At 72.9% G+C, this 10,609-nt stretch carries 11 protein-coding genes; 3 read left to right on the forward strand and 8 right to left on the reverse strand.

What is annotated here, in order from left to right:
• The first annotated feature begins 82 nt into the window (after positions 1–82).
• On the forward strand, positions 83–3,010 hold the full coding sequence (locus ACXJKB_RS21195; RefSeq protein WP_457191944.1) for a hypothetical protein: 2,928 nt from the start codon (positions 83–85) through the stop codon (positions 3,008–3,010).
• Between the two features lie 8 nt (positions 3,011–3,018).
• Here the strand turns inward: ACXJKB_RS21195 and ACXJKB_RS21200 are convergent, their stop codons facing one another.
• Together ACXJKB_RS21200 and pdxH are read right to left on the reverse strand one after the other, a co-directional pair.
• Positions 3,019–3,975 (reverse strand): ATP-binding protein, encoded by a 957-nt coding sequence (locus ACXJKB_RS21200; RefSeq protein ID WP_457191946.1) that lies wholly within the window; start codon positions 3,973–3,975, stop codon positions 3,019–3,021.
• A gap of 105 nt (positions 3,976–4,080) precedes the next feature.
• A complete protein-coding gene (pdxH, locus tag ACXJKB_RS21205) occupies positions 4,081–4,719 on the reverse strand; it encodes a pyridoxamine 5'-phosphate oxidase (protein WP_457191948.1) in 639 nt (212 codons plus the stop codon).
• A gap of 53 nt (positions 4,720–4,772) precedes the next feature.
• Here pdxH and ACXJKB_RS21210 point away from each other — a divergent pair, with 53 nt between their 5' ends.
• Positions 4,773–5,879 carry a citrate synthase 2 gene (locus ACXJKB_RS21210; RefSeq protein ID WP_457191950.1) on the forward strand — a complete coding sequence of 369 codons (1,107 nt, stop codon included), beginning with the start codon at positions 4,773–4,775 and terminating at the stop codon, positions 5,877–5,879.
• 4 nt (positions 5,880–5,883) lie between these two features.
• On the opposite strand, the gene ACXJKB_RS21215 is transcribed toward ACXJKB_RS21210, so the two are convergent.
• The 3 genes from ACXJKB_RS21215 to ACXJKB_RS21225 form a co-directional block, all read right to left on the reverse strand.
• A complete protein-coding gene (locus ACXJKB_RS21215) occupies positions 5,884–6,519 on the reverse strand; it encodes a hypothetical protein (RefSeq protein ID WP_457191952.1) in 636 nt (211 codons plus the stop codon).
• 87 nt (positions 6,520–6,606) lie between these two features.
• A complete protein-coding gene (locus ACXJKB_RS21220; protein ID WP_457191954.1) occupies positions 6,607–6,972 on the reverse strand; it encodes a thiol-disulfide oxidoreductase DCC family protein in 366 nt (121 codons plus the stop codon).
• Positions 6,973–6,993: 21 nt separating this feature from the next.
• On the reverse strand, positions 6,994–7,488 hold the full coding sequence (locus ACXJKB_RS21225) for a GNAT family N-acetyltransferase (RefSeq protein ID WP_457191956.1): 495 nt from the start codon (positions 7,486–7,488) through the stop codon (positions 6,994–6,996).
• Positions 7,489–7,593: 105 nt separating this feature from the next.
• On the opposite strand from ACXJKB_RS21225, the gene serC reads away from it, so the two are divergent.
• Entirely contained in the window at positions 7,594–8,730 is a 1,137-nt protein-coding gene (gene serC / locus ACXJKB_RS21230; protein ID WP_457191958.1) for a phosphoserine transaminase, read from the forward strand.
• 8 nt (positions 8,731–8,738) lie between these two features.
• On the opposite strand, the gene ACXJKB_RS21235 is transcribed toward serC, so the two are convergent.
• From ACXJKB_RS21235 to ACXJKB_RS21245, 3 genes are all read right to left on the reverse strand, one after another.
• Positions 8,739–9,734, reverse strand: coding sequence for a DNA topoisomerase IB (locus ACXJKB_RS21235; protein WP_457191960.1), 996 nt, complete (start codon positions 9,732–9,734; stop codon positions 8,739–8,741).
• A 35-nt stretch (positions 9,735–9,769) separates the two neighbouring features.
• Positions 9,770–10,282, reverse strand: coding sequence for an O-acetyl-ADP-ribose deacetylase (locus ACXJKB_RS21240; protein WP_457191962.1), 513 nt, complete (start codon positions 10,280–10,282; stop codon positions 9,770–9,772).
• A 3-nt stretch (positions 10,283–10,285) separates the two neighbouring features.
• Positions 10,286–10,609 (reverse strand): protealysin inhibitor emfourin (locus tag ACXJKB_RS21245; protein ID WP_457191964.1); only part of this gene is annotated, 324 nt, incomplete at its 5' end.

Genomic DNA, 10,609 nt, shown 5'->3' on the forward strand with positions numbered 1-10,609 from the left:
CCTCCACTGTAAGTGAGTGAGTGCTCACTCACCAACTCCTTTTTTCGCCCCGGCCGGACGCGCCCCTCACTAGAGTGCGCTCGTGATGAAGCGGGGGCTCCAGGTCATCCTCACCCTCCTCGTGCTCGGCGCACTGGGCGCGGCGACGGCGTACGGCATCTCGAGCGCGCTGGGCATCCGGGTCGAGCCCAAGGAGGTGCCACCCGAGGTGCTGCGCGCGGCACCGCCGCGGGAGTCCGTCGCTCCCCCGCGCGTGCGCGTCACGGCACCCGACGGCGTACGCCTCGACGCCGCGCGGGCCGAGCTGCGCGACGCGACCGCCGACGGCGAGGGGACGGCGACCCTGCGGGTCCGCTTCGGCGACGGCGATGATGACGACGACTCCTACCGCCTGACGGGCACCGCCGACCAGCTTCGGATCCGTGCGGCGTCCGAGACCGGGGCGGTCCGGGGCGTCTACGACCTCGCCCAGGCCGCGTGGGCCCACCGGCCGCTCACCGAGCGGCTCGGCGAGACGGTGACCTCCCGGTTGCCGTTCCGGWTGGTCGACCTCGGCGCGGCGGGGGTCGACCCCGACCCCGAGCAGTGGCGCGGCGGCACCGACTACTCCCACTACTCGCGCGCGTTCGAGGACGTCCTGCTGCCCGAGGCGCCATGGATCGACGAGGCGGCCCTCGCCGACGCCCGCGAGGACCTCCGCGACTTCGCCGAGCACGTGCTGGCGCAGGGCTACAACGCCGTCACCGTGCCCGGCTTCCTGGAGTACGTCACCTTCGCCGAGGTGCCGGAGGTCTACGCCGACGACCCGGAGTACATCGCCCGGGCAGAAGCGGTGCGGGACGCGTTCGGCCCGCTCTGGGCCGAGCTCGACGAGCTGGGCCTCGACGTCTACCTCCGCACCGACATGCTCGTGCTCAGCACCCCGCTCGAGCGCCACCTCACCGAACGGTTCGACCTCGACCCGACCGACCCCGGGCTGTGGGACGTCTACGAGGCGGCGCTCGACGAGCTGTACGAGGAGCTCCCGCAGCTGTCCGGTGTCGTGCTCCGCATCGGCGAGGGCGGGTCGATCTACAACACGCCCGGCATCGACTACTTCTCCGAGATCACGGTGACCACGGCGCCCGCCGTCCGGGCGATGCTCGACGCCTTCACCGGTCAGGCGGAGCGCGCCGGCAAGGACGTCGTCTTCCGGACCTGGAGCGTCGGCGTCGGTGCGGTGGGTGACATGCACACCAACCCCGAGTCGTACGACGAGGTGCTCGCGGGCGTCGACTCCCCGCGGCTGGTGGTGTCGACGAAGTACAGCCTCGGCGACTTCTACTCCTGGCTCCCGCTCAACGAGACGCTCGAGCAGGGCACCCAGCGGCGCATCGTCGAGATGCAGAGCCGACGCGAGTTCGAGTCGTTCGGGACGGTCCCCAACGACCTCGGCGTGCTCCACCAGCTCGCACTCCGCCGCTTCCTCGCAGCCAACCCGCACGTTGAGGGGGTCTGGACGTGGACCCAGGACGGCGGTCCGTGGCGCGCCGGGCCGAGGTCGCTGCTGCTGACGACCGGCTTCTGGCAGCTCTACGACCTCAACACCGAGGTCGCCGGCCGGCTGGCGCGGGACCCGGACGCCGACCCCGCCGAGCTCACCTCCGACTGGGTGCGGCGCTGGCTCTCCACCGACCCCGACACGGTCGCGAAGGTCACCGAGGCCCTCGCCCTCTCGCGCGAGGCGGTCACCCACGGGCAGTACGTCCCGCAGTTCGCCGAGGTGCGCGCCTTCGCCCTGGGCCTCGAGCCGCCGCCGCAGATGCTGCTGTTCGAGTGGGACATCCTCACCGGCGACAGCGCGGTCCTCGACGTCCTCTACGCCGTCACCCGCGACTCCTCCCCCGAGAACGCCACCGTGGAGGGGGTGACGGAGGCGATCGACGACGGGCAGCACGCGATCGACGTGGCCATGACCATGCGCGACCTCGTCGACGGCACCGACGCGACGACCTACCGCGACCCAGCGCTGCGCGAGCAGCTGCTCGCCTCGCTCGACTACCAGGTCGACCTGCACGCCCTCCTCGGCGCCTACCGCGAGATGGTGCTGCGCCACGCGCAGTGGCTCGACACCGGCGAGGGCCGCCAGGTCTGGGAGACCGCCCGTCAGCGGTTCGACGCCGCCGCAGCGCAGCACGAGGAGACGTACGGCGACGACCTGGCACTGCCGGCCTACAACCTCACCGCAGCCCGGATCGGCGAGGAGCGCGCGGCCCGCGACCTCCCGATGGCGTGGCTCGCCCGCGCCGGCCTGGTGGCCCTGCTGCTCGGCCTCGGCCTGACCCGCACCGGCCGCACCCTCGTCCGCACCGCGGTCACGCCGTGGCGCGACCCCGGCCCGGTGTCGCGGTGGCTGGTGGTGGCGCTGCCGGTGGCAGCGGTGGCGTGGAGCCGACTGGTGCTGACGTGGTTCCTGGCGCCGAGCCACCTGCTCGCCGTCGGCCTCGGCTGGGGCGTGCTCGCCACGGTCGTCGCCGTCGCGACGTGGCGCACCCGGTCGTGGCACGTCGCGACCGCGGTCGGCGGCGCGGTGGTCCTCCGGTCGCTGCTGCTGCTCGCGGTCCTGGCCTGGCGTGGCCCGGGTGGCTACTGGTTCGTCTTCTGGACCGAGCCCCTCGTGCGGACGGCGTACGTCGTGGTGGCGGTCGTCCTGGCCGGCTGGGTCCTCGCCGCCCTGGTGTGGTCGCTGGCCGCCCGGTCCGTGGGTCGCCGGGCCGCCGCGACGGCGGCCGGCACCGTCGGTGCCGTGATGCTCGCGCTGGGGGTCCTGCTCGCGGCGGTCGGCCTCGAGGACTCGCTGACCGTCTGGAACGACCAGCTCGCGCTGCTCCCGTGGGGCATGGCGCGCATCCTCGGGATCACGACGTTCCTCGGCATCCCCACCGCCCTCCCCACCTGGCTCGCGACGGCCGGGGCCGGAGTGGTGATCGCCGCGCTCGCGCTGGGCCTGCCGCGGCGGCGCGCTGCCTGAGGCGACCCTCAGGCCGCCGGCGTGGCGGCGAGCCACGCCGGCCAGGACATCGGCGCCGCTCCCCTGCTCGTCTGCCCGAGCACCTCGTGGGTCATCCAGGCCCGCAGCGCGCGCAGCTCGGCCGGGGACGCCAGCGTCAGCAACCGGCCCTCCTCGCACAGCCGGTCGGCCCGGGCGACGGCCCGTTGCAGCTGCTCGACCAGCACCCCGAACTCGCGGGGCATGGCCATCTCGACGTCGACGAACTCGAGGTGGTCGTCCCGTGCCTGCTCGGCGGCCCGGCGACCCGTGAGCCGGGCGTGGGTCGGCGAGACCAGGAGCCCCCGGATCTCCTCGGCGATGGCGGCCGACTCGCTGTTGTGCTCGTCTGCCCCCAGCAGCTGCAGCTCGCGGACCAGCTCGTCGAGGTGGCTGTCCTGCCGCAGGCTCAGCGCGACCGGGCACTCCACGAGGCGGACGAGCGCCCAGCCGGGCGGCAGGTCGCCGTCCACGGGTCCGGCGTCCGGCTCGGCGCGCTCCGGGTCGAGCGCGGCGTGCGCCGCTCCGCCGTCCAGGTCGGCCCACACCCGCTTGCCGCGCGTGGTCTCGTCGACGCCCCAGCGTCCGGCCAGCATGGCGACGATGGTCAGCCCACGGCCCGTCGCGTCGAGCTCGTCCCAGTCGAGGTCGTCGCCGGCGAGTGCCCGCGGCAGCACGGCCTCGACCCCCACGGGCCCGTCGTCCTCGACCGCGACGCGTACGCCGGTGGCGGCGGCGCCGGACCGCTCGAGCGTCACGTGCATGAACTCCGCGCTCGCGTGCAGCGCCGCGTTGCTCGACAGCTCGCTCGCCACCAGCTCGGCGGCGTCGACCAGCCGGGCCTCGCCCCACGCGGTCAGGCCGTCCGCCACGAACCGGCGCGCGGCGGGGACGCTGGCGGCGTCGGCGGCCAGCCGCACCTGCAACCTGCTCGGCGCACCCTGCATGACTCAGAAACCTAGACCCCCGAGCCGCTGTCCACACGCGAGAAACGGGCGGTGTTCCGCCGAGATCTGCCGGGCTTTCCACGCGGCTCCCCGGCCCGTCGCGGCTCAGGGAGCGAGTCGCTCCGTGGTCCAGCCGTCGTCGTGGCGGCGGTAGACCAGCCGGTCGTGCATCCGGCTCGGGCGTCCCTGCCAGAACTCCACGACCTCCGGGCGCACCCGGTAGCCGCCCCACTCCGGCGGCACCGGCACCGGGCCGTCGTCGCCGAACCGCTCCTGCACCCGGGCGTACGACGCCGCCAGCGCGGACCGCGAGGCGACGGGCCGCGACTGGTCCGAGGCCCATGCCCCCAGCTGGGCGCCGCGCGGGCGGGAGCGGAAGTAGGCCTCGACCTCGTCGTCGGGGATCACCGATGCGGCACCCTCGATGCGGACCTGCCGCTCGAGGGGGTGCCAGGGGAACAGCAGCGCGCACCGCGGGTTGGCGGCGAGCTCCGCGCCCTTGCGGGACGCGTGGTTGGTGTAGAAGACGAAGCCGTCGGACCCGACGCCCTTGAGCAGCACCATCCGGCTCGACGGCCCACCCTCGGGCGTCGCCGTGGACAGCACCATCGCGTTGGGCTCGTGCACCCCGGCCTCGACCGCCTGGCGGAGCCAGCCCTCGAACATCTCGATCGGGTCGTCGGCCAGGTCCGGCAGGTCCAGCCCGCCTCGCCCGTACTCCTCACGCAGTCCGGACAGGTCCATGTCACGACCCTAGTGGGGCGCGAGGAACGAGCGCCGGGTGCACAATGACCGCCATGACCGAGATCCAGCACGGCCTCGAAGGTGTCGTCGCGTTCGAGACGCAGATCGCCGAGCCCGACAAGGAGGGCTCGGCCCTCCGCTACCGCGGCGTCGACATCGAGGAGCTGGTCGGCCGCGTCCCCTTCGAGAACGTCTGGGGCCTGCTCGTCGACGGCTCCTACAATCCCGGCCTCCCGCCGGCCGAGCCCTACAACATCTCGATCCACACCGGCGACGTCCGGGCCGACGTGCAGGCCGCGGTCGCGATGCTCGCGCCGATGCTCGGCATGGGCCAGACCTACGACATCTCCGACGAGCAGGCGCGCCTCGACCTGTCGCGCGTCGCCGTCATGGTGCTGTCCTACGCCGCCCAGTCGGCGCGCGGCCTCGGCAAGCCGGTCGTCACGCAGGCCGAGGTAGACCAGGGCCGGACCCTCGCCGAGCGGTTCCTGATCCGGTGGCGCGGCGAGGTGGACCCCCAGCACGCCCATGCGATCGACGCCTACTGGTCGTCCGCGGCCGAGCACGGCATGAACGCCTCCACCTTCACCGCCCGCGTCATCACCTCCACCGGCGCCGACGTGGCGGCCGCGTTCTCCGGTGCCATCGGCGCGATGTCGGGCCCCCTCCACGGCGGCGCGCCGTCGAGGGTGCTCGGGATGATCGAGGAGGTCGAGAAGCGCGACGGCGACGCGTCGTCGTACGTCAAGGAGCTGCTCGACAACGGCGAGCGGCTGATGGGCTTCGGCCACCGCGTCTACCGCGCCGAGGACCCGCGGGCCCGCGTGCTGCGGCGCACGGCCCGCGAGCTCGACGCCCCGCGCTACGAGGTCGCCGAGGCGCTGGAGAAGGCCGCGCTGGAGGAGCTGCGCTCGCGTCGACCCGACCGCGTCCTGGAGACCAACGTCGAGTTCTGGGCGGCGATCGTCCTCGACTTCGCCGAGGTGCCGGCGCACATGTTCACCTCGATGTTCACCTGCGCGCGCACCGGCGGGTGGTCGGCACACATCCTCGAGCAGAAGACCACGGGGCGGCTGATCCGGCCGTCCGCGGTCTACGCGGGCCCGAGCACGCGCCCGGCCGACGAGATCGAGGGATGGGACGCGGGCTGGAACGCCTGAACAGTCAGACGGGTGGCTCCTGGGCGTAGTACCAGGACGTGATGCCCTTCGCGCCCTGCCGGGTCAGCGAGACGTGCAGGTGGTCGCGGTGCCGCAGCGTCGGCGAGCAGGTACGACGGTTGCGGCAGCCGGAGCTCAGGTAGCGCTTCTCGACGAACCCGTCGTAGGACGCCCACATCCGGTCGTTCCAGATGATGTACATGATCCCCATCCGGCGCGCGAGCGCGTGCGGCTGGCCGGTGTCGTCGGGGGCGAGGACCTCGTCGAGCAGGGCGGCGGCGAGCGCGGCGTCGGCGGGATCGGTCGCGTCGAGGAGCCAGTCGAAGGCCCGCGACTCCTTGTGCTCGCTGCGGCTCGAACCCGCGCACGACCGGCTGATCGGGCCGTATCCCCCGCCGCGTGCGACGAGCCAGTCGGCCAGCATCAGCACGCCCGGCTTGGGCGTGCGTCGGCAGGACGTCTGCGGCTGGTAGCCGGCGTACGGCTCCATCGGCATGAGGAACGGCGCCGACGCCGTGACGGTCCCGCGGCGGCTGCTGGTCCCGTCGGCCGAGGCGGCGGTGAGGCTGCCGGCGAGCAGTGCGAGGAGCAGGGTGCAGATCCCCGCGACGAGTGCGGCAGCGCGCAGTGACGCTCGCATCGAGTCGTCCCACCTTCCCCTGAGATCACATGTGGCACAGGGACCGTAAGCGGCCCCACGAGCCACCGTCAGGGGATCGTCAGAACATCACTGCTGTAGTTCGCAGGCGGCCGTTCCGCCGGGCAGGCGGTGCCGGTTGGCGGCCACCCAGGCGTAGGTGCGCCGGGCGATCGGGTCGACCGGGCGGGACTCGATCAGCCGTCCGACAACCTGCCAGGGCAGCGGCCCGGTGCGGAGGATCGAGGCGAAGGCGCGGTGGCCGTAGTCGACCCGGCCGTCGGGATGGACGTAGGGCATCTCGACGACCGCGCGCACCGGGTCGACGCCCAGCGCCTCGAGGTCGGCGGCCTGGACGGTCGAGCTGTCGACGTCGACCCCGAGCCTCGGCACCAAGCGGCCGGTGCGCATGCAGAAGCCGCAGTCGGCGTCGTTCAGCATCAGTCCGCGGGTCACGCGGGCAAGGCTACGTCGACGTCAGACGCGGCGGGCGAAGCAGCGGCTGAGGTCGGAGTCGCTGTAGTAGCCGAAGCCCGGGATCGGCTCGTAGCCCGACGACAGGTAGAGCTCGATGGCCTCCGGCTGCTTCATGCCGGTCTCGAGGACGAGCGCCTGGATGCCGGCGTCCGCCGCCGTCGCCTCGAGGTGGGCGAGCATCCGGCGGGCCACCCCGCGGCGCTGCGCCGCGGGGACGACGTACATCCGCTTGACCTCCGCGGTGACGTCGGCGCCGAGCGCGGTGACCGACGACCGTCGCCACGCGCCGGTCGCCACCGGGACGCCGTCGAGGTAGCCGACGAAGAACTGCCCGAGCGGGTCCTCGAAGTCGCGTGGGTCGACCGGCGACTCGTCGCGGCCGCCGTAGCGGGCGACGTACTCCTCCTGGACGGCCTCGACCAGGAGTCGGGCGTCGGGGTGCGTGATCGGGAGTCGCTCGATGCGCGGTGCAGCGACGGACGGGCGGTCAGGCACGCGTGAAATCCCCCGATGTGAGATGCGGTCGAGCAGGTGACAGGATAGGACCCGCTGACAGCGTCGTCAGGACCCACCGTTCCGCATCCCACGTGAGGCCATTCGATGACCGACGCCCAGTCCGACCACACGCTGAAGATCCCCGCGGACCTTCTTCCCGCCGACGGCCGCTTCGGCGCCGGTCCGTCAAAGATCCAGACCAGCCACCTCGACGCGCTCGCCGCGACCGGCTCGACGCTGATGGGCACGTCCCACCGGCAGGCCCCGGTGAAGAAGACGGTCGGCCGGGTCCGTGAGGGTCTTGCGGCGCTGTTCGACCTCCCCGACGGCTACGAGGTGGTGCTCGGCAACGGCGGCGCGACCGCCTTCTGGGACATCGCCTGCTTCGGCCTCATCCGCGAGAAGAGCCAGCACCTGACCTTCGGCGAGTTCTCCGCGAAGTTCGCCACGTCGGCGAAGAAGGCGCCGTGGCTGGCCGACCCGACCGTCATCTCGAGCGATCCGGGCTCGCGTCCCGAGGCCGTCGCCGAGGAGGGCGTCGATGCCTACGCGTGGGCGCACAACGAGACCTCGACCGCGGTCATGGCGCCGGTGCTCCGCCCCGCCGGCGTGGTCGACGACGCGCTCGTGCTGGTCGACGCCACCTCCGGTGCCGGCGGCCTGCCCGTCGACCTCGACCAGGTCGACGCCTACTACTTCGCCCCGCAGAAGTCCTTCGCCTCCGACGGCGGCCTCTGGATCGCCCTGATGTCGCCGCGGGCGCTGGCGCGTGCCGAGGAGATTGCGGCGAGCGACCGCTACATTCCGCCCTTCTTCGACCTGCCGACCGCGATCGACAACTCCTCGAAGAACCAGACCTACAACACCCCGTCGGTGGCCACCCTCTTCCTGATGGCCGAGCAGCTCGACTGGATGAACAGCCAGGGCGGGCTCAAGGGCATGGTCGAGCGCACGACCGCCAGCTCGGACGCGCTCTACGGCTGGGCGGAGCGCACCTCGTACACGACGCCGTACGTCGCCGAGCCGGCCGACCGGTCGCTCGTGATCGGCACCATCGACTTCGACGACTCGATCGACGCCGCCGCGATCGCCGCCACCCTGCGGGCCAACGGCATCGTCGACACCGAGCCCTACCGCAAGCTCGGCCGCAACCAGCTGCGGATCGCGATGTACCCCGCGATCGACCCGGCCGACGTCGAGAAGCTCACCGGCGCGATCGACCACGTCGTCGCCAACAGCTGACCGGTCGCTCAGGCTGCCAGCAGCTTGAGCACGGCGCGCTCGAGTGCCGCCTGTCGCGCGTCATCGGTGTCGTACTTCCCGCGGACCTTGATCGTCCGGCCCCGCTCGTAGGCCTCGACGACCCGTGGGTCGACGTAGGCCGTGCGGGCCAGGGTCGGCGTGTTGCCGAGGAACTCCGAGACCTCCTTCATGGCGGAGGAGACCGCGCGCTTGCGGGAGGCCTTGGTCCTCCCCGGCTCGTCGGTCTCGGCGAGCACGGACGCGGCGATCACCGTCGCGTGCCAGGTGCGGAAGTCCTTCGCCGTCGCCTCGATGCCGAAGCAGCCGCGGATGTAGTCGTTGACGTCGGCGGACGACAGGTCACGCCAGGTCCTGCCGTCCTTCCAGGACAGCAGCTCGTCGCCGCCGCCGCGTCGGCGGCGCATCACGTCGAGTGCGCCGACCGCCGCCGGGTCGTCGATGTCGATGCAGTGCTCGACGCCGGACTTGCCGGTGAAGCAGAAGCGCAGCCCACCCCGGTGCCGCGACACGTGCTCCTTGAGCATCGTGGTGAGGCCGAAGGAGCCGTTGGTGTCGGTGTAGACGTCGTTGCCGATCCGGAAGTAGCCGAGGTCGAGCAGGCGTACGGCGACGGCGCACGCGCGCTCCTGCGACATGCCCTCGGCGCCGATGTCGGCGAGCACCCGCTCTCGCGCCTTGGAGAGCGCCTTGCCGAACACCAGGATCCGGTCGAACTTCGCCGCGTCGCGGCTGGCGCGCCACTGGGGGTGGTACAGGTACTGTCGGCGACCGGCGTCGTCGGTGCCGACGGCCTGCAGGTGGCCGTTGGGGTGGGGCGTGATCCACACGTCCTTCCACGCCGGCGGGATGACGAGGTCCTTGCAGCGCTGCACCTGGTCCGCGTCGAGGCGGTTGCCGCGCTCGTCGAGGTAGGTGAAGCCCGAGCCGGACCGGCGGCGGGTCCAGCCCGGCTGGTCGGGGAACGTGCGCCTCAGTCGCGGCATGCGGTGAACCTAGCGAACGCTCCCGTCCCCCGCCGTCACCCTGAGGGAGGTCTGCTCGAGAGGGCTGCCGCGATCTCGTCGAAGGCCCGCCGGCCGAACGCCACAAGCCGCGCCTCCTCCACCGATGTCGGCGTCGCTTGCAGCGTGTCGATCGCCGCTGCGATCGCGTCGTCCTTGGGCCAGCCGTAGATGCCTGCGCTGACGAGGGGGAACGCCACCGTGCGGGCGCCGAGCTCGTCGGCCACCGCGAGCGCTCCGGAGTAGCACGACTCCAGCAGCGACCGGTCGCGCTCGCCGGCGGTCCAATTCGGACCGACCACGTGGATCACCCACCGGGCCGGCATCCGGCCGGCGGTGGTCCACCCGGCGGCCCCGGTGGCGAGTCCGTCGGGGAAGCGTCGTCGGCAGTCCTCGAGCACCTCGGGACCGCCGGCCGCGTGGATCGCGCCGTCGACCCCGCCCCCGCCGCGCATCCGGCGGTTGGCGGCATTGACCACGGCGTCGACGTCCTGCGTGGTGATGTCGCCCTCGACGACCGTGACCTCCACGGGTCAGGCCTCCCAGCCGGAGGTCGAGCCCGTCGCCGGGTCGGGGCGCAGGATCCGCCGCGCCAGCTCGGCCTGGCTGGCCGTCAGCAGGTGCTCGGGCACCCGGACCGGGTCACCGTCGTCGACGGTGAAGGTGTAGACGAACATGTCGGGCCGGGGCGGGCCGTCCGAGGTCGCGGACGCCAGCACCGCCTCCGTCACCAGCTGCCCGAGGCCGGGGTCGTCGACCTGGCCGAGGTCGACCTCGGCGGTCTCGGTGCGGCCGGCGAAGCCGCCGCTGCGCTCCACCCGCAGCCGGCCGCCCGGCTGCGGCGACGGGGGCTGGGG

The sequence above is a fragment of the Nocardioides sp. P5_E3 genome, from assembly GCF_054049275.1.